Here is a 21,848-nt window from a genome sequence, read left to right on the forward strand (position 1 = left end):
CCCTACCGGTAGGGGTCGAAGGGGATGCCCGCCGGTTTGGCCTTGGCCAGGTGGGAGGCGAAGGCACCGTCCTTCAGGCCGAAGTGCGCGCTGCCGAAATCGGCCTGGCTGAGCTTGTCCCGGAGCGTCGCCGGGAAACCCGACCAGCCCACGAGCGCGGGGAACTGCCAGGTGCCGCGGTGGTTCTCGGGCGGTTCGTCGTTGGTGTTCGCCGCGCGGAAGCAGTGCGTGCTCGCGCCGTCCTTGTGGTAGACGATCTTGGGGTGGGTGCCGTCCCAGCGGATCCGGTCGCGGGCGTGGACGACGAAGTTCCCGTGGGCGGAGGTGGCGACGTACTTCGCCTCGCCGCCCTGGATCCACACCACCACGTGTTCCCAGTCGTGGCGGTGGCCGCCGAGGCCTATGCCCGGGACGGCCTGGTCCTTCTCGAAGTACAGCGCGTACATCACGGCGCACCAGCCGTTGTTGCAGGTGGCGCGGGAGTAGCCGTTGGTGTTGGCGAGGTCCGAGGCGTCCCGGCAGCTCCCGTTGAGGGCGCCACTGGGCTTGAGGCCGCCGTTGAGGACTCCGGTCGGTCCGATGGCGGGCGTGGGATAGCAGCCGTCCGTGTCGTAGTCGTACGCCGGCTGGAACGTCGACTCCATGGCCTCGGCGTTCGCGGGGAGCGCCGGGGGAGGAGCCGCGAAGGCCGTCTGGGGGAGGGCGACCACCAGGGCGAGGGCGGCGCAGACGACGGCGGACGATCTCCGGATGCGATGAGGGGTCACCGGGAGCATCATTCGGGAACGACGACAGCGCGACAAGGGGCATGACAACTTCAACGAGGTGAATTCCAGGAGGAGTTGAAGTGGCCCGTGCGCCGCGCCACCCGGTCGCGAAGCGCGGCGCGACGCGCGGCCCGGCGTACGGCCCGACGCGCGGCCCGGCATCCGGTCCGATGTACGGATCGCCCCGCCCGTCCCGCGCGGCGCGGTTCCCGCGCGAAACAGTGACATGCATCACGGCCGGTCGGCGGGTCACGGAAGCATCACGTCCGCCCAGGCCTCACGGACATGTTGTGATTTGTCCCCATCCAATCGACATTCCCCACTCTTACGGAATGGGTGTCCCGGGGAAACGGACGATCCGCACGGCGTACCACGTCACAGGCGCTTCTGAGGGACCGTCGACTCTCCCCGGCAAGCCGCCGCACACACGGTCAGCACGTCCGTCCGCCCATTTCAAGCCCGGTGCGCGGCGCCGCCGCACAGCTCCCCGGGGAAACTTGCGAGCCCGTTCCGGGCTTTCTAAGAATGGCGGCGCGCCCGGTGCTCCCGCAGCCGAAGGCGCAGGACGCATCGCAGAAACCACGTGAGGTCACGCATGCACAAGCACCGCAAGAAGACGCCGTACAAGAAAATGACGATCGCCGCCGTCACCCTCGGCGTGGTCGGCATACCCACGGCCGCCATGGCCTGCTGGGACACCCAGGGGTCCGGCGCCGCGCAGGCCGACCGGCAGCGCGTACGCCCCACCCACAGCGCCCCCTTCCCCGCCGCGTCCCTCCTGAGCGTCGCGGGTGACGCGCAGACGCCGGACGCGACCGCCACGCCGACGGCGCCGGGCGAGCCCACCGCGCCGGGCGCGCCGGCGACCCCCTCCGCGCCGGCCGAGCCCGCCGGACAGGACGCCCCGGCTCCGCAGGAGACGCGGCCGGCCGCCCCCGCGGCCAAGCCGCCCACGGAGGCCAAGCCGCCCACGGAGGCCAAGCCGCCCACGGCGGACCGGCCCGCCAGGCCGGCCCCGGCCCGGCCCGCGCCCCCGGTCGTCACGCAGCCGCCGGCCGCCCCGGCCTCCGGCCCCGCCGCCGAGGTCGTCGCCCTCGTGAACAAGGAGCGCGCCAAGGCAGGCTGCTCGGCGCTCACCATCAACGCCAAGCTGACGGCCGCCGCGCTGGGCCACAGCCAGGACATGGCCGCGCACTCCTCCATGTCCCACACCGGCTCCGACGGCTCGGACCCGGGCCAGCGCATCACCCGCGCCGGCTACACCTGGACGACCTACGGCGAGAACGTCGCGTACGGCTACAGCTCCCCCGAGCAGGTCATGACCGGCTGGATGAACAGCCCCGGCCACCGCCAGAACATCCTCAACTGCTCGTTCAAGGAGATCGGCGTCGGCCTCGCCCAGCCGAACTCCTACTGGACGCAGGCCTTCGCCGCGGCCCGCTGATCCCACCGGCCGCGTGCAGCGGCGCCCCCTCGCGGAGTCCGCCCCCGGGCTGTGAGCCGGCTGTGAACCGGCGTGAATCCGGTGCCCGGGGTGCGGAAGCTGTGCCGACAAGTTCTATATTCGTACGAACCATCCACGCGCGGCCCTGCTGCGGTGATCAGGGGGGTACGACCGCGATGGCGGGAACAGGCGGCGCAGGGGACGTCACGGGGGACGTCACGGGCGCAGGGGACGTCACGAGCGCCGGGGGCGCCGAGGGTGCTGCGGGCGCACGGACGCAGTCCCGCGCTGCCCGCAAGGCCCGCAGGAAGGTGCAGAACCGCAAGCGCCTGGGCGCCGGCGTCGCCGTGGTCGCCGTCGGCGCGGCCGCCACCACCGCCTACGTCTTCACCTTCGGGGGCTCGTCGCAGGCGCAGGACGACGCCCGGCTCGGAGCCTCCACGGCGGCGGGCGGCGCGGCCGCCGGCAAGCCCGGCGCGGGCAAGGGACCGAAGCCGAACTGGGACGGCAAGGTCGAGGTGCTCGGTGACGGCTCCACCTCCTACTCCGGCCCGCAGCCGGGCCAGCTCAAGCCCGAGCGCCTGAAGCCCGGCGAGCAGCCGCCGCAGTTCGTCGTCTTCTCCTGGGACGGCGCCCTGGAGAGCGACGACCGCCTCTTCTCCCACTTCCGCAAGGTGGCCCGGGAGTCCAAGGCCCACATGACCTTCTTCCTCACCGGCATCTACCTGCTGCCGGAGGACAAGAAGTCGCTCTACCGGCCGCCGCAGCACGGCCAGGGCGCGGCCGCCATCTCCTACCCGACCGTCCCGCACGTGAAGTCCACGATCGGCCAGCTGCGCGGCGCCTGGACCGACGGTCATGAGATCGGGTCGCACTTCAACGGGCATTTCTGCGGCCCCAAGGGGGGCGGTGACTGGTCGGTCGAGGAGTGGAAGAGCGAGATCGACCAGACGTACGCCTTCATCAAGAACTGGAAGACCAACACCGGCTTCACCAAGGAGGCGCCCTTCCCCTTCGACCCCGACCGGGAGATCGTCGGCGGCCGTGCGCCCTGCCTGGAGGGCCAGAAGAACCTCATGACGGCGATCAAGGACTACGGCTGGCGCTACGACGCGAGCTCGTCCGGGGACTTCCAGATGTGGCCGTCCAAGCGGGACGGCATGTGGAACTTCCCCCTCCAGCTCGTCCCCCTGCAGGGCAAGGAGCTCCAGGTCCTCTCCATGGACTTCAACTTCCTCTACAACCAGTCCGGTGACAGCACCAAGGGCGACCCGTCGAAGTACGCCGGGTGGCAGGAGCAGACCCGGATGTCGTACATGAACGGCTTCAACCGCGTCTACAACGGCAGCCGGGCCCCCATGTTCATCGGCAACCACTTCGAGGACTGGAACGGTGGCATCTACATGAAGGCCATCGAGGACGTCATGAGGAACGTCTGCCCGCGCCAGGACGTGCGCTGCGTGTCCTTCCGGGAGCTGGCGGACTGGCTGGACGCCCAGGACCCGAAGGTCCTGGCCCAGCTGCGCATGCTCGACCCGGCCCAGGCGCCGGACTGGAAGGCGCTCGTCAAGTAGCGGGCCACGGCGCCGCGGCCCGCTACTTCACCGCCTTGATGTAGTCGCCCCACAGGGACACCGCCCGCGCGCTCGCGGGGGTGTTCGGGGCGTCGCCGCCCAGCCCCGTCAGCGGCAGCGGAACCAGGTCGGTCAGCGCCATCCGGTACACCACCACCGCCGTGATCTCCTTCTCGGTGCCGGCCACGAACCAGCCCGCCGTGTTCGCGGCGGTCGTCCCGGTCTTGCCCGCCGCGCCCGGATGGGCCTTGCTCACCGCCTTCGCCGAGCCCTCGGTGACCGAGGCCCGCAGCGCGTCCGTCACCGTGCGCGCCGTCTTGTCCGACATCGCCCGCGTCGGCTTCGGCGCGGTGATCGGCACCTGGGCGCCCGCGCGCGTGACCGAACGCACCGAATACGGATCGGTGTGCATCCCGTCCGCGGCGAACGTCTGGTAGGCGCCGGCCATCCGGATCGCGCTGGGCATGGAGTTCTCCCCGAGCGCGAACGTGGGGATCCGCGGCCCCAGGCTGGAGGAGAGCAGCCCCGAGCGCTCCGCGAACACCTCCACGCGGTCGAGGCCCACGTCGAGGCCGAGCTGGAGCATCGGGGTGTTGACGGAGTCGGCCACGGCCTGGCGCAGGGTGACCTGACCCCAGTTGCGGCCCCCCTCGTTGCGTCCCTTGACCACCTTGCCGCTGCGGTCCCAGTACGGTCCCTCCGGCGTCTGCACGGTCACCTGGTCGTTGCCGTCGTAGACGGTGGTGGGCGCCACGGGCGTACGGGGCTTGCCGCGCGTGCGCAGCACCCCTTCCTCGAGCGCGGCGGCGTACACGAGCGGCGTGAACACCGAGCCGGCCGGGATCGTCGTCGCGTTCGCCTCGTTGAAGCCCTGCTTGAGGTAGTCGGGGCCGCCGTACACGGCCAGCAGCCGCCCGTCGGGCGCCACGCTCGCCGCGCCGATCTTCGCGTGCTTGTCGGTGTCGGGCCGCTTCTCGGCGTCGAAGTCCTTCTGGGCCTCCTGGACCGCGGCGGTCAGCGCGGCCATCCGGTCCTTGTCGAACGTGGTGTAGACCTGGTAGCCGCCGAGGTCGAACTCCGACTCCTTGATGCGGCCGGCCTTGACCGCGTACGCCTTGGCCATCTCCACCAGATAGCCGTTCTGCGCGCCCGGGATGCCCACCAGGTTCATGCCCGAGGGCTCCGGGAACGCCGTGTACGTGGCGCGTTCGGCGGCCGAGAGGTGCCCGGTCACGACCATCCGGTCCAGGATCCAGTTCCAGCGTTCGACGGCCCGCGCCCGGTTCTCCTTGCTCAGGGCCGGGTCGTAGAGTCCGGCGCCCTTGAGGAGGGAGGCCAGGAAGGCGCCCTCGCTCGGGTTGAGCTGGGAGACGTCCTTGCCGTAGTACGCCTGGGACGCGCGCTGGATGCCGTAGGTGCCGCGCCCGAACCAGCTGGTGTTGAGGTAGTCCTGGAGGATCTGGTCCTTGGAGGCGCGGTTGTCCAGCTTGATGGCGAGCAGGAGCTCGGTGAACTTGCGGCTGAGGGTGCGGTCCTGGTTCAGGTAGGCGTTCTTGACGTACTGCTGGGTGATGGTGGACCCGCCCTGGGTCTCACCGCCGGTCGCCGCCGCCTTCACGGCGCGCAGCACGCCGGTGGGGGAGACCCCGGGGTCCGAGTAGAAGCTGGCGTTCTCCGCCGCGAGCACGGCGCCCCGGACCTTCGGGGGCACCTTCTCCAGCGGCATCTCCTGCCGGCTGACCCAGCCCGTCCGCGCCATCGTGGAACCGTCGGCCCAGTAGTAGACGTTGTCCTGCTGGCGGGCGAAGGAGTTGAGATCGTCGGGTATGTCCGTGACGGCGTACGCGATCCCGACGAAGCCCGTCAGGGCGAGGAACGCGTACAGACAGGCACCCAGCCACTGGCGCGCCGACGGGACCCACCGGCGCCAGCCGGCCCGGCCGGGCCGGGGGTACGCGGGGCGCAGGCGCCGCAGCCACGTCCGCGCGGTGGCGAGGGCCGGGGCGAGGGAATCGGGCACACCGGCACGTATCCGGTCAAGTATTCGGGCGCGTACGCCGGCGAGCCGGCCTGTGCCCCGCCAAACCCCCCGGCGTGCCGCAGGCTTGGCACGCCTGCCGCGCGGTCTGCCTCTTCCGACCGGTTCCCGCCTGCCCACTCCGTTTGCTCCCTCTGCCGTGCTTTCCCACACCCTAGAGGCATTGTCTGTGAGGCCCCAGCGGCGGCCGGACCCGGCCCGCGCGGCTCCGGGCGGACCGTCCGGAGCCGCGCCGACCACCGGTTCCGGAACCGGTCCGACCGCCCTGCAAGGAACGGAACAAGACAGCGCCGGAGTTGTGCGAAGATTCCGTCCCCCGGTTCGTGTGATACCGGGTGACAAGGGGATACACAGTGATACCTAGAAGGTTCAGGCCCGCCGCCATTGGGGCCCTGACCGTGGCCGTCGTGACCGGCAGCCTGTTCGCCTACTCCGCTTCCGCGGCCTCCGGGCCCCGTGACGCGGACCGCGCCACCGCCGACGCCTTTGCCCACATAGCCGACGAGGTCCTCTCCCAGCGCACCCAGGCGCTGGTGGACGGCCAGTCGGTCCGGCACGGCTCCGGCCGGGCCAACTCCAAGACGCGCCTCTCGGCCCAGCTGAAGCAGGAGCAGGAGGCGGCGGTCGAGTCGCTGCGCTCCCGCAAGACGCTGCTGGCGGAGCTCGGCGAGGCCTACACCGGCGCCGACACCCGCGTCTCGGTGGACCGCGCCAAGGTCACGGGGGGCAAGGCGACCGTGCAGGTCACCGAGCACACCACGCTCACCTACAAGAAGCTGCGCGGGGACGAGCCCGAGAACACCGATTTCCGGACACGTTACGAGCTCACGCTCAGCAGCAAGAAGGGCGGTGGCTGGGAGCTCAACTCGATCAAGTCCCAGGAGGCCGGCCCGGTCGCCGTCAACGAGCCGGTCGCCGCCAAGGCGAACGTCATCAAGGACGACGGCAACCAGTACCCGGACGGCACGCCCGCCGCCACGAAGTACCCCGCCCCGGCGTCGAAGCCCAAGGTGCTGACCGGCGGCGCGTACGACTACAACGCCATGGCGAAGTACGCGGAGAAGTACTGGAGCAAGTACAACCCGGCGTACCGGAAGTTCAACGGCGCCGGCGGCGACTGCACCAACTTCATCAGCCAGGCCCTGAAGGAGGGCGGCTGGAAGCAGCAGCCGGGCTCCTCCACGGACTACCGCAACTGGTGGTACGACAGTGCCAAGGGCCAGAGCCAGTCCTGGGTCGGCGTGAACGAGTGGGCGTGGTTCACCCTGTCCAACCAGAAGGCCACGAACCTCGCGAACGTGTACCAGATGGACATCGGTGACGTCCTGCAGGTGGACTTCAACAAGGACGGGTCCAAGGACCACTCCATGATGGTGACCTACCGCAGCAGGGCGGGGATGCCGTACCTCACGTACCACTCCACCAACACGTACCGTAAGTCGCTCGCGAGCATCATCGCGTCCAACCCGAACGCGCGCTTCTTCGCGTACCGCACCTGACGGTTGCCCCTCGGGCCCCTTCCACCGGCGCGGTCCCGGCCGGCGGAGGGGGCCCGTCCGCGTTCCCGGCCCCGCCGTCCGGCCCTGACGCGCCCCTGACGGGCTCCTGGCGGGCTCCCGACGTGCGGCGACCGGCAGGCGTCAGGACGACGTCAAGAAGGGGCCTCCGGGCGGCAGGGACGCGTCAAGGACGGGTACGGCGGCCCCCGCGGGCGACCAGAATGGCGGGGCCCTGCCGTGGTTCCAGGGGGTGCCACGGCAGGGCGGCGGCGTCGGGTGAGAGAGGCAGGACGGTGCGAGGACGGGTCGTGGTGGGGGCGAACGGTTCCGGCACCGGCAGCCGCGCGCCGCTGCTGCGTGCGCTGCGCCCCTCGGTGGCGCGGTACTGCCTGGCCCCCTCCAGGCCGACCTGGACGCCGTACGCAGGCGCCAGGCGTGGCGGATGCCCCTGGACGTACGCGAGCTGACGAGCTGACGCGCCGACCTGCCGACCGGTGACGGGCGGGCGGCGACCGGCCGGCCCCGCACACTGGCGCGATCCCGGCTTTCCCGCCCCTGCCCGCACAGGCTTGGGTGACGAGGACACGGTTTCGGCGCAGGGGAAGGCGGCCACGCATGGCGGAATCCACCCGGATCGACACGGGCGAGAGCGAGAACCCCCGGCCGCGCAGGGCCCATTGGCGGCACATCGGCCCCGGGATCGTCGTCGCCGCGACCGGCGTCGGCGCCGGGGACCTCGTGGCCACACTCATCGCGGGCGCCAAGTTCGGCTACACCCTGCTGTGGGCCGCCGTGATCGGCTGCCTCGTCAAGATCTCGCTCGCCGAGGCCGCCGGCCGCTGGCACCTCGCCACCGGGCGCACCCTCTTCGACGGCTGGCGCAGCCTGGGTCCGTGGACCACGGTCTACTTCGCCGGGTACGTCGTCGTCTGGGGCTTCGTCTACGGCGCCGCCGCGATGTCCTCCAGCGCCCTTCCGCTCGCCGCGCTCTTCCCGGACACCCTCGACCTGAAGGTCTGGGCGGTGCTGTGCGCCCTGGTGGGGCTGGTCTTCGTCTGGTTCAACCGCTACGCGGTCTTCGAGAAGGTCATGACGGTGCTGGTCGGCGTGATGTTCGTGGTCACCGTCTACCTCGCGGTCCGGGTCGCCCCGAACCTCGGCTCCGCGCTCGCCGGCCTCGCGCCCGTCCTCCCCGACGGATCGCTCGTCTACACGCTGGGCCTGATCGGCGGGGTCGGCGGCACCATCACGCTGGCCGCCTACGGCTACTGGGTCAACGCCAAGGGCTGGACGGACGCGGGCTGGATGAAGGTGATGCGGCTGGACAACCGGGTCGCCTACCTCACCACCGGGGTCTTCGTCGTGGCCATGCTGTTCGTCGGCGCCGAACTGCTGCACTCCTCGGGAGTGGCGATCGCCAAGGGCGACCGCGGTCTGCTCGACCTCTCCGGCATCCTGGCGGACCGCTACGGGACGGCCACCGCCAAACTCTTCCTCGTCGGGTTCTTCGCCACCTCCTTCACCTCCCTGATCGGCGTCTGGCACGGGGTGAGCCTGATGTTCGCCGACTTCGTGACGAAGTACCGCCCCTCCCTCACCCCCGCCGGCACGAGCCGCGAGAAGTCCCTGCCCTTCCGCGCCTACCTGCTCTGGCTCACCTTCCCGCCCATCAGCCTGCTCTTCCTCGACCAGCCCTTCGCCCTGGTCGTCGGGTACGGGGTGATCGGCGCCTTCTTCATGCCGTTCCTGGCCCTCACCCTGCTGTGGCTGCTCAATTCCGCGCGCACCCCGGCCGCGTGGCGCAACGGCCCGCTGAGCAACGGGATGCTGGCGTCCGCCGGGCTGCTGTTCGTGGTCCTGTGCGTCCAGCAGGTACGGGAGCTGCCCTGGTGACGGCCGGCGACGGCCGGTGACGGCCGGTGGCCGGTGCGGCGGCGTGCCGGGGAGCGGCGGGGGGCCGGCTGGGCGACCATGGGAGGTGTGGAGGGTGCCGGATGGACGAGCCGATCCCGATCGAGGAACTGATCAGCGGCGCCGCCCAGGACGCCGGCGGCTGGCTGGGCTCCCTGACCGTGGCGCAGGTGGCCACCAGTGCCGACGGGACCATCGTGCGCTGGAACCGCGCGGCGCAGGAGCTGCTGGGGTACGCCCCGCCGCAGATCGTCGGCCGGCACATCTCCGACCTCCTGCATCCCGGCGCCGACCGCAGCCTCGGCCGGTCCCTGTGGGAGACCGCGGCCGCCGGGCGCGGCGTGATGGGCACGGTGACCGCCTGGCACCAGGACGGCAACCCCCGCGAGCTGGAGATCTGGGCCTGCCCGGTGCCCAGCCGCCGCCAGGGTGCCTCCGCGGTCCTGGTCTTCGCCGCCGACGCCCACGCGGCACGCCGTATCCGGGGCTCGTCCGCCGTCTGGGACGGGCTGTTCGCCCGCTCGCCCGTCGGGATCGCCATCCTCGACACGCAGCTGCGGTTCCTCCAGGTCAACCCGGCCCTGGAGGCGATGAACGGCCTGCCGGAATCCGCCCATGTGGGACGGCGCCTGGCGGACCTGCTGCCGGAGGTCAACGCGGAGGAGATGGAGGACGCGATGCGGCAGGTCCTGGCCACCGGGGAGCCGGTCCTGGACCGCCGCCGCACCGGCCGGACGCCCGCCGACCCCGCGCACGACCGCGTGTGGTCCTGCTCGTACGTCCGCGTGGAGGACCCCGGTGACCGCCCGATCGGAGTGATCGCCTCCCTGCTCGACATCACCGAACAGCAGCGCGACCACACCGATGCCGAGGCGGGCCGCCGCAGGCTCGCGCTCCTCAGTGAGGCCAGCGCCCGCATCGGCGCCAGCCTGGAGCTGGAGCGCACCGCGCAGGAGCTGGCTGACCTCGCCGTGCCGCAGCTCGCCGACGCCGCGACCGTCGACGTCCTGGACGCCCTCGCCCAGGGCAACGAGCCCGGCCTGGGGCTGGCCGGCGGCGTCGCCCTGCGCCGCCTGGGCAAGGCCCCGCTGGCCGGTTCCGCCGTCCTCGGCATCCTCGCCCCCCTGGGCAGGACGCTCACCTTCCCGGTCGCCGCCCCCTACACCGTGGCGCTCACCGCCCGGCGCCCCTTCCTGATCGCCCGCCTCGACGAACAGGCCATCGCCTCGGCCACCCGCCACACCTCCCGGCCCGCACAGATCCTGACCGCCGGGGTGCACTCCTTCATGATGGTCCCGCTCGTCGCGCGCGACCTCGTCCTCGGCCTCGCCACCTTCTACCGCACCCGCACCACGGCGCCCTTCGGGCCGGAGGACGTCACGCTCGCCGGCGAACTCGCCGCCCGCGCCGCCGTCAGCATCGACAACGCCCGGCTGTACCACCGCGAGCACGAGACCGCCGTCATCCTCCAGCGCAGCATGCTGCCGCAGCACATCACCCCGCCCCAGGGCATCGAGGTGGCCCACCGCTACCTGCCCGCGAGCGACGTCAACGAGATCGGCGGCGACTGGTACGACGTGCTCCAGCTCCCCGGGGGCAAGGCCGCCCTGCTCATCGGGGACGTCATGGGCCACGGCATCGCGGCCGCGGCGGTCATGGGACGGCTCTCGGCCAGCGTGCGCGCCCTCGCCCGGCTCGACCTGGCCCCCGAGGACCTGCTGCACCAGCTGGAGGCGGCCCTGGACGACCTCGCCGACCCGATGATCGCCACGTTCCTCTACGCCGTGGTCGACCCGCACACCGGCCACTGCCGCATCACCCGCGCCGGGCACCCGCCGCCGGTGACCGTGACGCCCGACGGCACCGTCGCCATCCTCGACCTGCCGCCCGGCACCCCGCTGGGCGTCGGCGGCACCACGTTCACGACCACCGATCTCACCCTGCCGCCCGGCAGCATCCTGGTCCTGTACACCGACGGCCTGGTCGAGGCGCGCGGCCGGGACATCGACGAGCGCCTCACCGAACTGACCCGGCTGCTGACCGAACCCCAGCATTCGCTGGACCACTTGTGCGACTCGCTGGTCACCCATCTGGTCCCGGCCTCGGCGGACGACGACATCGCCCTGCTCGTCGCCCGCCTCAGTGGATGACGCTGAAGCTGCGCCAGGGCAGGCTGTCGGGGGCCGTCACGTTCGAGAGGGTCGTGGCGACGTAGATGCCGTCGGCCTTGTCCGTCTTCTGGCAGTTCGGGGTCCGGTACAGGACGATGTCGACGAGGGTGTTGTTCTCGACGTGGGCGGCGCCGTGCGGGAGGCGGATCTTGTGGCAGCCCGTGACCGGGGTGTTGGTGTAGCTCAGCTCGATCGGTGAGCCGTGGGCGCGGAAGGTGAGCATGCCGACCGTGTTCCGGCCGAGGCCGGAACACGCGGTGGCGGTCAGCAGCAGTGCTGCGGCCCCGGAGATGACGCTGATACGCCGGCTGAGGGACATGGCGCGGTCCTCGTCTGTGCGGTGGCGGCTGTCGTTGCGCACAGCTTCCCCCGGCGGGACCGGCGCGGCATCCGCTGCTCGGCCGACCGGATGAGGGCGGTCGCGGGGCGCCGCGGCCGCGGCACAGGAAGGCCCGGTTCCGGTCAATGTCGCGCGTGTCCGTATCGGGTCCTTACCGGGGCGCCGCCGCTGTGCTGACATGGGCCACGGCAAGGAAATGGCATGTCCATGACTAAGCCTGCGCCATGCCCGTTTCCCTGCCCCGCACCTGTCCCTGTCCCTGTCGCATTCGACTCGGAAACCGGTCCCGGACGAATGGAGAAACGAGAATGCTCTTCCGCAGCCTGGCCGTCGGCGCGGCGGCGGCCGTGTTATCGGCCCTGGCCCTCCCCGCCCAGGCGAACACCGTGCACACACCGCCCGGAAGAATCACCGTCGACGTCGTCGGCGTCAACGGATCGGGGTGTCCGCAGGGGACCGCGCACGTCGCCGCCGCCTCCGACAACACCTCCTTCACCGTCACCTACAGCGACTACCTCGCCCAGGCGGGGGCCGGCGCCGGAGGCACCGAGTTCCGCAAGAACTGCCAGCTCGCCCTGCGCGTCCACGTACCCCAGGGGTTCACGTACGCCATCGCCCGGGCCGACTACCGCGGCTTCGCGCACCTCCAGCGCGGGGCGTTCGGCCAGGAGCGCGCGAACTACTACTTCCAGGGCATGGCCCAGACGGCCCGCACCACCCACCAGTTCAACGGGCCCTACACGGACAACTGGCAGGCGAGCGACCAGACCGAGTACACCGACCTCGTGTGGGCGCCCTGCGGCGAGGAGCGCAACCTCAACGTCAACACCGAACTGCGCGTGTACGCCGGGACGTCGAACCCCCAGGCCCTGAGCTTCATGAGCATGGACTCCACGGACGGCAGCGTGAGCACGGTCTACCACTTCGCCTGGCGGGAGTGCCCCGGGGTCTGACGCGGCGTGAGCACCGCCGAGCACCGCCGAACACCGCCCGAGCACTGCCGAGCACCGCGAGGCCCCATACCCGGTCAGGAGCGACAACGATGTCACCTTCCCTGTCCCGTACCCTGCTCACCGGCGGCGCGGCCGCCCTCCTGCTCGCCACGGCGACCCCGGCCGGAGCGGCCGGCCCCACCCCGCCGATCACCGCACCCCCCGACAAGATCGTGATCGAACTCGCCACGGTGAACGGCTCCGGCTGCCGCGAGGGCACCGCGGAGGTCGCCGTCGCGCCGGACAACACCGCCTTCACGGTCACCTACAGCGAGTACCTCGCCCAGGTCGGTCCCGGCGCCCCGCCGACCGCCTTCCGCAAGAACTGCCAGCTCAATCTGCGCGTGCACGTCCCCTCGGGATTCACCTACGCCATCGTCCAGGCCGACTACCGCGGATTCGCCTTCCTCCAGCCCGGCGCATGGGGTCAGGAAAGGGCGAACTACTACTTCCAGGGAATGCCGCAGACCTCCCAGCGCACCCACCAGTTCAACGGTCCCTTCAACGACAACTGGCAGGCGACCGACAGGACGGAGTACGCCGATCTGGTCTGGGCGCCCTGCGGAGAAAGGCGCAACTTCAACATCAATACCGAATTGCGCGTGCACGCGGGCACGTCCAACCCGCAGACCGCCACGAGCTTCATGGCGATGGACTCCACGGACGCGAGCGTCAGTACGCTCTACCACCTCGCCTGGCAGCGGTGCCCCACCCCGCGCCACGACGCCCCGCGCCACGACACCCCGCGCCACGACACCCCGCGTGCGGATAAATAGCTGTACCGGCTCCGGACGCGGTCCCTACACTCGGTTCTGCGCGCCGCCGACCGGCGGTGGCGCCCATGATGTCGAGCGAGGGGAGCCAAGGCCATGCGTCACCACAGCACTGTCCTCGTTCCCCGGTCGCGGTACGACGTGATCCTGGTGTCCTCGCCTTCCCGGTGACCGCTGCGCGGCCGTCACCGGACCACCCGACGACGGCAGCAGGACCTGACGTCCACGCATCAGATCCACCTGCTCCGGATCCGCTCACCGCGGGATCCGCTTCCCTGTCCGGCCCGGCGTGGCCGGCCCCTGCCCCGGCCGCGTGCCGGGCGGGGCCGGTCACGCCCCGGGGCACCCGCCCCGCCGCCGTACGCCGTCGGGACATCGCGCCGCCCTGATACACGAGCACTCAGAAAGGCCTCGGGCCGTGCGCACCCACCTGAACACCGACATCACCGCCGTCCGCAACCTCGGCATCCTCGCCCACGTCGACGCCGGCAAGACCACCCTCACCGAACGGGTCCTCTACGCCACCGGCGCCATCCACAAACGCGGCGAGGTCCACCGGGGCACGACGGTGACCGACTTCGACGCCCAGGAACGCGACCGCGGCATCACCATCTTCGCGGCGGCGGTCAGCTGTACCTGGAACGAGCACCGGATCAACCTGATCGACACCCCGGGACACGTCGACTTCGCCGACGAGGTCGAGCGTTCGCTGCGCGTGCTCGACGGCGCCGTCGCGGTGTTCGACGCCGTCGCGGGCGTCGAACCGCAGAGCGAGTCGGTGTGGCGGCAGGCCGACCGCCACGGCGTCCCGCGCATCGCGTTCGTCAACAAGATGGACCGCGTCGGCGCCGACCTCGACCTGGCCGTGGCCTCCCTCCGGGACCGCCTCCACGTGGTTCCGCTCGTGGTCCAGCTGCCCATCGGGCGCGAGGACGGCTTCACGGGCGTCGTGGACCTGGTGCGCATGCGCGCCCTGGTCTGGGCCGCCGGCGAGGACACGGGCACGGAGGGTCCGGTGCCCGACGCCCTGCGGGAGGAGGCACAGGCGCGTCGCAGGATGCTGGAGGAGCAGGTGGCCGAGCTGCACCCGGCCGCCCTGGACGAGTACTGCGCCACCTCGGCGCTGTCCCCGGCGACGCTGGCGGCCGCCCTGCGCGAGCTGACCCGCACCGGGGAGGGCGTGGTCGTGCTGTGCGGAACGGCCTACCGCAACCGCGGCGTCGAGCCGCTGCTGGACGCCGTCACGGCCTACCTGCCCTCGCCCGCCGACATGCCGCCCGTACGGGGCACGCTCGGCGAGCGGGAGCAGGAGCGGGCCGCCGACCCGGCGGCGCCGTTCGCCGCGCTCGCCTTCAAGGTGAACGCGACGGCCACGGGACGGCTGACCTGCCTGCGGGTCTACTCGGGAACGCTGCGGAAGGGGGACACCGTGCTCGACGCCGGAGCCGGCCGCACCGAGCGGATCGGCCGGATCCTGCGCGTGCAGGCCGACCGCCACGCCGAGGTGGACCGGGCCGTGGCCGGGGACATCGTCGCCGTCGTCGGGCTCAAGGGGGCCCGCGCGGGCGCCACGCTGTGCGCGCCGCAGGCCCCGCTGGTCCTCGAACCGCCCACGGTGGCCGCACCGGTGGTGTCCGTGGCGGTCGAGGCGCGCACCGGGGCCGACACCGGCCGGCTGTCGGCGGCGCTGGCCCGGCTGGTCGAGGAGGACCCGTCGCTGGTGGTGCGCACCGACCGGGAGACCGGGCAGACCGTGCTGTCGGGGATGGGCGAGCTGCACCTGGAGGTGGCGGTGGAGAAGATCCGCCGCGACCACGGGATGGAGGTCGGCGTCGGCCGCCCGCGCGTGACCTACCGGGAGACGGTGGTGCGCGGGGTGTCCGGGCTGGTGTACCGGCACGTCAAGCAGGACGGCGGCGCGGGTCAGTTCGCCCATGTCGTCATCGACGTGGAGGCGATGGAAGCCTCCGGCGAAGGTGCCGGCACGGGCGTGGCCACGGTCGCGGGCACGGGCACCGGCGCCGACGCCGCGGGCGCCGGCGGCTCCTTCGGCTTCCGGTCCGTCGTCGTCGGCGGCCGGGTACCGCAGGAGTACGTCCGCGCGGTGGAGGCCGGCTGCCGGGACGCGCTCGCCGAGGGCCCCCTCGGCGGTCACCCGGTGACGGGGCTGCGCGTCACCCTGACCGACGGGGCCACGCACCCCAAGGACTCCTCGGAGATGGCGTTCCGGGCGGCGGGCCGCTTCGCGCTGCGCGAAGCCCTGCGCGCCAGCGTGATGGAGCTGCTGGAACCGGTGGCCGAGGTCGTCGTCACCGTCCCCGACGAGGCCGTCGGCGGCGTCCTCGGCGACCTCGCGGCACGGCGCGGCCGGGTCACGGGCTCGTCGGCCACGCGGACCGGGACCACGGTGATCACGGCGTCCGTGCCGCTGGCCGAGCTGTTCGGGTACGCCTCCCGGCTGCGCGGCCGGACCCAGGGCCGGGGCACGTTCACCTCCCGGCCCACCGGCTACGCTCCCGTGCCGGCGGCGGTCGGCGCCGACGTGCGCTCCGGCTGACGCCGGTCGGCGGTGTGCCGGCCCGCACCCTCAGAAGGTGCAGGCCGGCACACCGTCCAGCCACGCGGGCCCCTGGATGTAGATGTTGGTGACCCAGGCCCGGTAGTCCGGCAGGTACGACCAGGCGTCGTTGGTGTAGCCCTCGGCGGTGACCTTCTCCGCGTGCTTCTGGCACTGCACGCGGATCGTCGTCGGCGCCGGGAAGGCGTACGCGCGCGCGGCCCTCGTCGACGGCTCGGCCTTCGTCCACACACCGGTGCCCCAGGTGCGGAACACGTGCCCGGTCGCCGGTCCGGGGTCCACACGCACGGCCCCGTAGTAGTCGGCGTTCAGCCGTACGTCGCTGACCATCAGACGGGTGCCGGACTGCCTGGCCTCCACCATTTTGCCCGCGCCGAGGTAGAGGGCGATGTGGTGCACGTGCTGCGAGGTGCCCCAGACCAGCAGGTCGCCGGGGAGCAGCGGCGCCAGGCCCTCGGCCGCCGTGAAGCGTCCGGCCGCGCGGTGCGTGTAGTACTGCGCACTGGCCACCCCGTTGAGGAGGTCCTCCCCGGTGGCCTCGGCGTACGCGTACCGCACCAGCCCCGAGCAGTCGAAGCCCAGCCGTTCGGGATCGTGCTCGCTGGCCGGATCGGTGGGGTCCACCTGCCCGTACGTAGGGCCCGGCCGCTCACCGTGGCCGCCGCCCCAGGTGTACCAGACGTTGGCGGCCACCTGGGCGCAGGCGGCCGCGACGGCGCCCCGGGCGGCCTCGGAGCCGCCCGGGGCCAGCGGGCCGCACGCGGCGTCCGCGGACGGTGCCGTACGGTCCGGGGCGGCGGCGGGCGCGGCCGCGGACGCGGGGGAGCACAGCAGGACGGCGGCCAGGAGCGCGACGAGCGGGCCGGCGAGGCCGGATCGGCGGAACATGACGGGACCCTCGATTCAAGGAGGCGGCGGCAGCGGGGAGAGACGGCGGAACGCGGTGCCGGTGTGCCGGCGCGGCGCGCGACGGCGGCAGCGACGCGATGGCGCGGGCGCGTGCCGTGGTGACGGGACGTCGGGTGCTGAGCAGCAGCGTGCGGGGCACGGGCGCCGCCCGTCGAGTCCGCCGCGCGGCCCCCTCTCAGCGGGCAACGGGAAACGCCTGGGAAACCCCCGCCGGGCAGGGCCTTCGCGCGCCGTCGCGCAACGCAGGGAGGTCCGGGACGATCGCCTCCCGCTCCCGTGCGCCGATCCCGGCGAGCAGCCGGCAGATCTCGGCCCGCCGGGCCCCGGCGTCCGGGTTCCACAGCCGTACGGTGCCGTCGTTGCTGCTGCTGGCCACGGTGCGGCCGTCCGGCGAGAAGGCGATGCCCCACACCGCGTTCGTATGACCCGTCAGCTCCGCCCGCATCCGGCGCCCGGCCACCTCCCACAGCCGCACCGTGCGGTCGTTGCCGCTGCTCGCCAGAGTCCGGCCGTCGGGGGAGAACGCGATCCCCCGTACCGACCCGGTGTGGCCGCTCAGCGCCGTCAGGAAGCGCGGGCCGCGCACGTCCCACAGCCGGACGCTCCCGTCGTTGCCGCTGCTCGCCAGCGTCCGCCCGTCCGGGCTGAACGCCACGCCCCGTACGGCTCCGGTGTGCCCGGTGAGCGAGGCCAGCGGGCGTCGGGCCGGCACGTCCCACAGCCGCACGGTCAGATCGTCGCCGGCGCTCGCCAGCGTCCGACCGTCCGGGCTGAACATGACAACGTTGGCAAAGTCCGTGTGGCCGGTCAGGGTCGCCAGCGCGCCGCGCCCGGCCACGTCCCACAGCCGGACCGTGTGGTCGGAGCCGGCCGAGGCCAGGGTCCGCCCGTCGGGTGCGAACGCCACCGAGAACACGTCGCCGCTGTGCCCCGCGAACGTGGCGAGCTCGGTGCGCCCGGCCACGTCCCACAGCCGTACGGTGCCGTCGGAACCGGCCGAGGCGAGCGTGCGCCCGTCGGGTGCGAACGCCACCGAGAACACCGTCTCGCGGTGTCCCTTGAAGGTCGTGACGACCCGGCGGTCCGCCACGTCCCACAGCAGGACCGTGTGATCGGCGTTGGCGGTGGCCAGCAGTCTCCCGTCCGGGCTGTACGCCGCGTGCCACACCTCGGTGAACGGACGTGACGTCAGCACCGGTCCGCGCAGGTCCCACAGCACGACGGACTGGTCGAACGCGGCCGTGGCCAGCCGGGTTCCGGTGGAGTCGACGGCGACCCCGAGCACGTAGTCGGTGTGCCCGGCCAGCGTCGCGGCCGGCCGGCCGCCACGCACGTCCCATAGCCGGGTCGTCCCGTCGCCGCCCGCGCTCACGACCGTCGTGCCGTCCGGCGTGTACACGACCGCGTTGACGTCGTCGCTGTGCCCGGTCAGGGTGGCGGCCGCCCGCTGCCCGGCCACGTCCCACAGCCGTACGGTCCGGTCCGTGCCGCCGGTGGCGACCGTCCGCCCGTCCGGGGCGAACGCGGCCCCCAACACCTCACCGGTGTGCCCCTCCAGCACCGCGAGCGGCCGTGCGCGCCCGGCGTCCCACAGCCGTACGGTCTGGTCGGCACCCACCGACACCAGGGTCCGGCCGTCCGGGCTGTACGCCAGGGCGTTGACCCGGCCGGTGTGCCCGGTCAGGGCGGCGACCGCGCGGTGCCCGCCGGCCCCGGCCCCGGCCCCGGTCGCGGCGCCTTCCTCCGCCGTGGCCCCGGTGGCGGTCCACACCCGTACCGCTCCGTCGGCGCCGGCGGTCGCGAGGGTGTGCCCGTCGGGGGCGAACGCCACCGCCCTGGCCCCGGTCGTGGTCGCAGGGAGCGTCGTCGCGCCGTCGGCCGTGGCGCCGCCCGCCGTCGGCCACAGCCGGACCGGTCCGTCCGTGGAGGTCGCGGCCAGCGTGCGTCCGTCGGGGCCGAACGCGAGGGCGCGCACCCGCCCCGGCACGCTGAACCGCGCGGCCGTCTTGCGGTCGGTCACCCGCCGCAGCAGCACCGTCCCGTCCGAACTGCCCGTCGCCAGCAGCTCGTTCCCCGGGGCGAAGGCCACCGTGTTGACGGGGCCGGCGTGCCCGTGGAGCCGCGCGAGGAAGGGCTGGGCCTGCGTACTGAGCAGGGCGCCGCGCGCCTCGGTCGTCGCCGCGGTGCGGTACGCCTCCTCGGCGAGCAGCATCGAGGCCTCCGGCCGGCCGGAGGCCAGCGAGGTGGACCGTACGGCCAGCGCCTGCGAGCGGGCGATCCGTTCCTGGCCGAGCGCGGCCCCGCGCTGCTGGTACGCCAGTCCGCCCGCCGTCACGGCCAGGGCCAGCAGGACCACGAGCGTGGCCAGCATCCGCTGCTGCACCCGGACCTGACGCCTGGCCTGCCGGCCCCGGGCGGCCTCGGCGGCTCCGCTGGCCCGCAGGAACGCCTCCTCGCGCGGGCTGAGGCGGCTGCGGCCGTCGAGCTCGTCGGCCCAGGCGCGTACGGTCTCCAGCCGGGTCCCCCGGTACAGGGCGGACGGATCGCGGCCCTCGCGCTCCCACTCCCCGGCGGCGTGGGCCAGTTGCTGATGGATCAGCAGGCCGGCCCGGTCGGCGTGGATCCAGCCGCGCAGCCGCGGCCAGGCGTGCAGCAGGGCCTCGTGGGTGATCTCGACGGTGTCGCTGTCCAGCGTGATCAGCCGGGCCCCCACGAAGGCGTCGAGGGCGGCCGCGGCCCGGTCGGCGCCCGCCAGTTGCTCCATCAGGGCGGTGCGGCCCATGCGCCGCCGCGTCGCCCCGGTGTCGTCGGAGACGTGCACCAGCCGCACCAGGATGCGGCGGATCGTCTTCTGCTCGGCCGGGTACAGCCGTGCGAACACGGTCTCCGCCGTCCGCGCCAGCGCGCCCTGGATACCGCCCGTGCGCTCGTAGCCCGCGACCGTCAGCGTGGCGCCCTCGCGCTGCTGCCAGGTGGCCCGCAGCGCGTGGGACACCAGCGGCAGCGCGCCGGGCGGTGTGCCGCCCCCCGCGCCGTCGCCGTCCGGTCCGGCCCCGTCGCGGAGCCCGGCGTCCCGCAGCAGCAGGGGGACCAGACCCGCCTGGAGGGCGACGCCGGCGCGCTCGGCGGGCCGGGTGATCGACGCGCGCAGCTCCGCCACCGACATGGGCGGCAGCACGAACAGGCCGTCGGCGAAGACCGGGGCGAGCGCGGGCAGGTCCAGGCAGCTGCCGGAGAAGTCCGCCCGTACGCCGAGCACCACGACGGCCGGGTCCCGCCCGGCCACCGCCGGACCGGACGTCGACAGGGCGCACAGCAGGCGGACGAAGGCGTGCCGTTCGTCCTCGTCGGCGCAGAGGGTGAACAACTCCTCGAACTGATCGACGATCAGAACCGGCCGGATGGGCGGGGATCCCTGTTCCCGCCCGCCGTCCCCGTCCTCGGCGCCGTCCGCGGGACGGTCCCGCGCCAGCCGCCGGACCGCGTCGAGCAGGGCTCCGGGCCGCTCCCGTACGTCCGTGACGCTCAGACCGAGATCGCTGCCCAGTACCTTGGCGGAGCGGTCCAGCAGCTCCTGCAGCGGATGGGCGGTGGGGGTGAACCGCACCACCGGCCAGGTGTCGGCGCCCGGCATCGGGAAGCCGCCCGGACGCCGCAGGGCCGCCACGAGACCGGCGCCCAGCAGGGAGGACTTGCCCGCGCCGGACGGGGCGACCAGCAACAGCGGTCCGCCGCCGATGCGTTCGAAGACCCGCTCGACCAGGGCGGCGGTGGCCCGCTCCCGGCCGAAGAACCAGTCCGCGTCCTGCGGGCCGAAGGCCGGCAGACCGCGGTAGGGGCACGCCCCGTCCGGCGGCCCGGTGCCCGCGGTGACCCCGGTGCCCCCGGTGTCCGCGCCCGGGCCGTCCGCGGCCTCGCGCGGTCCCGGCTGCTCCACCAGGCGCAGGAGTTCGCCCTCCGCCCGCAGGACCTGGTCGCAGCGGCGGGCCACATCGAGGGTCACCCGTTTCGAGCCGGTCTCGATCTTGCTGAGGTAGCCCTTGCTGTAGTGCGTCTGCCGGGCCAGATCGGCCAGCGACAGACCGCGCCGTACCCGCAGGCGCCGGAGCTGGGCGGGGAAGGACGGCGCGGCGCCGTCGGATAACGCGTTCTGGCGGCCGGTGTGCGGTCCGTGGTCCGGATCCCCCAAAGCATCCCCCATGGCCATGCGCGCCCGGATCGTGAGATGACAGGTCTCCAGGCTACAGGCAGACGGGGGCGCCGGACGGCGGCGCGGCGCCGTCCGGGCACGCCGGATCCGTCCGCGGCCGCACGGTGGCGGCCGCGGACGGATCCTGGGGAGGCGGTGGTTACGAGCGGCTCAGGAGGATGGAGTTGATCGGCCCCAAGTCGGCGTAGACGCCCGTCTGCTGGTGGATCGGGTCACCGCAGCCCGTGCCGTTGTAGCCCGTGCACAGGCGCACGGTGGCGCCGCCGTACTGGTTGTTGAGCACCCAGTGCCACCCGTGCTGGTTCCTCAGGTTGTGGGCGCCGTAGCTGTAGTAGATGTTGCTGGGCCGGACCGCCGGGTCCTGGTCCTGGGGATAGATGCAGACCGCCCCGTAGGGGCAGCCGGCCCACTCGTCGGCCGGCTTGGCGTCGGCCGTGCCGCTGAACACCAGTACGGCGGCGGCCGCCGTGGCGAGCGCGGCGACGCCGCGGAACATCCTGCGCATGATTCCCCCTGGTGGGTGATGCGTCGAGCTGACGGCCTCAGCCTGCCGCCGGGGGGCGCCGGGGTCGACGGGTTGCCCGTCGCCCGTCCGGGGCCAGGCCGGGAAACCACCCGTGACCAGGCCGTCCGTCCGGGCGG

Annotated in this window: 14 protein-coding genes; 8 read left to right on the forward strand and 6 right to left on the reverse strand. The window is 73.0% G+C overall.

What is annotated here, in order from left to right:
• Nucleotides 1-2 precede the first annotated feature (2 nt).
• The gene (locus tag ACZ6KO_RS05365; RefSeq protein WP_469301560.1) at nt 3-776 is read right to left on the reverse strand and encodes an NPP1 family protein; all 774 of its coding nucleotides are present in this window, start codon (nt 774-776) and stop codon (nt 3-5) included.
• Nucleotides 777-1,362: 586 nt separating this feature from the next.
• Between ACZ6KO_RS05365 and ACZ6KO_RS05370 the strand changes: the two genes are divergently transcribed.
• Together ACZ6KO_RS05370 and ACZ6KO_RS05375 are read left to right on the forward strand one after the other, a co-directional pair.
• The gene (locus tag ACZ6KO_RS05370) at nt 1,363-2,211 is read left to right on the forward strand and encodes a CAP domain-containing protein (protein WP_469300236.1); all 849 of its coding nucleotides are present in this window, start codon (nt 1,363-1,365) and stop codon (nt 2,209-2,211) included.
• Between the two features lie 311 nt (nt 2,212-2,522).
• Complete coding sequence (locus ACZ6KO_RS05375; RefSeq protein WP_469300238.1) at nt 2,523-3,785, forward strand: polysaccharide deacetylase family protein; 1,263 nt, start codon at nt 2,523-2,525, stop codon at nt 3,783-3,785.
• Nucleotides 3,786-3,807: 22 nt separating this feature from the next.
• On the opposite strand, the gene ACZ6KO_RS05380 is transcribed toward ACZ6KO_RS05375, so the two are convergent.
• Nucleotides 3,808-5,805, reverse strand: a complete 1,998-nt coding sequence (locus tag ACZ6KO_RS05380) for a transglycosylase domain-containing protein (protein ID WP_469300240.1) — start codon at nt 5,803-5,805, stop codon at nt 3,808-3,810.
• 425 nt (nt 5,806-6,230) lie between these two features.
• On the opposite strand from ACZ6KO_RS05380, the gene ACZ6KO_RS05385 reads away from it, so the two are divergent.
• The 3 genes from ACZ6KO_RS05385 (at nt 6,231) to ACZ6KO_RS05395 (ending at nt 11,383) form a co-directional block, all read left to right on the forward strand.
• On the forward strand, nt 6,231-7,322 hold the full coding sequence (locus ACZ6KO_RS05385) for an amidase domain-containing protein (RefSeq protein ID WP_469300243.1): 1,092 nt from the start codon (nt 6,231-6,233) through the stop codon (nt 7,320-7,322).
• A 615-nt stretch (nt 7,323-7,937) separates the two neighbouring features.
• Entirely contained in the window at nt 7,938-9,215 is a 1,278-nt protein-coding gene (locus tag ACZ6KO_RS05390; protein ID WP_469300248.1) for an Nramp family divalent metal transporter, read from the forward strand.
• A gap of 101 nt (nt 9,216-9,316) precedes the next feature.
• Nucleotides 9,317-11,383, forward strand: a complete 2,067-nt coding sequence (locus ACZ6KO_RS05395; RefSeq protein WP_469300250.1) for a SpoIIE family protein phosphatase — start codon at nt 9,317-9,319, stop codon at nt 11,381-11,383.
• On the opposite strand, the gene ACZ6KO_RS05400 is transcribed toward ACZ6KO_RS05395, so the two are convergent.
• Nucleotides 11,373-11,723 (reverse strand): hypothetical protein, encoded by a 351-nt coding sequence (locus ACZ6KO_RS05400; RefSeq protein ID WP_469300253.1) that lies wholly within the window; start codon nt 11,721-11,723, stop codon nt 11,373-11,375. The genes ACZ6KO_RS05395 and ACZ6KO_RS05400 overlap by 11 nt on opposite strands.
• Before the next feature lie 329 nt (nt 11,724-12,052).
• On the opposite strand from ACZ6KO_RS05400, the gene ACZ6KO_RS05405 reads away from it, so the two are divergent.
• The 3 genes from ACZ6KO_RS05405 (at nt 12,053) to fusA (ending at nt 16,066) form a co-directional block, all read left to right on the forward strand.
• Nucleotides 12,053-12,697, forward strand: coding sequence for a DUF4360 domain-containing protein (locus tag ACZ6KO_RS05405; protein WP_469300256.1), 645 nt, complete (start codon nt 12,053-12,055; stop codon nt 12,695-12,697).
• Between the two features lie 89 nt (nt 12,698-12,786).
• The gene (locus tag ACZ6KO_RS05410; RefSeq protein WP_469300258.1) at nt 12,787-13,512 is read left to right on the forward strand and encodes a DUF4360 domain-containing protein; all 726 of its coding nucleotides are present in this window, start codon (nt 12,787-12,789) and stop codon (nt 13,510-13,512) included.
• 415 nt (nt 13,513-13,927) lie between these two features.
• Nucleotides 13,928-16,066, forward strand: a complete 2,139-nt coding sequence (fusA, locus tag ACZ6KO_RS05415; protein WP_469300260.1) for an elongation factor G — start codon at nt 13,928-13,930, stop codon at nt 16,064-16,066.
• Nucleotides 16,067-16,096: 30 nt separating this feature from the next.
• Here fusA and ACZ6KO_RS05420 read toward each other — a convergent pair whose 3' ends face one another.
• The 3 genes from ACZ6KO_RS05420 to ACZ6KO_RS05430 form a co-directional block, all read right to left on the reverse strand.
• Nucleotides 16,097-16,975 (reverse strand): C40 family peptidase, encoded by an 879-nt coding sequence (locus ACZ6KO_RS05420; RefSeq protein ID WP_469300263.1) that lies wholly within the window; start codon nt 16,973-16,975, stop codon nt 16,097-16,099.
• 196 nt (nt 16,976-17,171) lie between these two features.
• Nucleotides 17,172-21,203: an nSTAND1 domain-containing NTPase gene (locus ACZ6KO_RS05425; protein ID WP_469300266.1), complete on the reverse strand. Its 4,032-nt coding sequence runs from the start codon at nt 21,201-21,203 to the stop codon at nt 17,172-17,174.
• Between the two features lie 142 nt (nt 21,204-21,345).
• Nucleotides 21,346-21,711: a hypothetical protein gene (locus tag ACZ6KO_RS05430; protein ID WP_469300269.1), complete on the reverse strand. Its 366-nt coding sequence runs from the start codon at nt 21,709-21,711 to the stop codon at nt 21,346-21,348.
• Between the last annotated feature and the right edge of the window lie 137 nt (nt 21,712-21,848).

It is taken from the genome of Streptomyces sp. NPDC042102 (genome assembly GCF_055582305.1).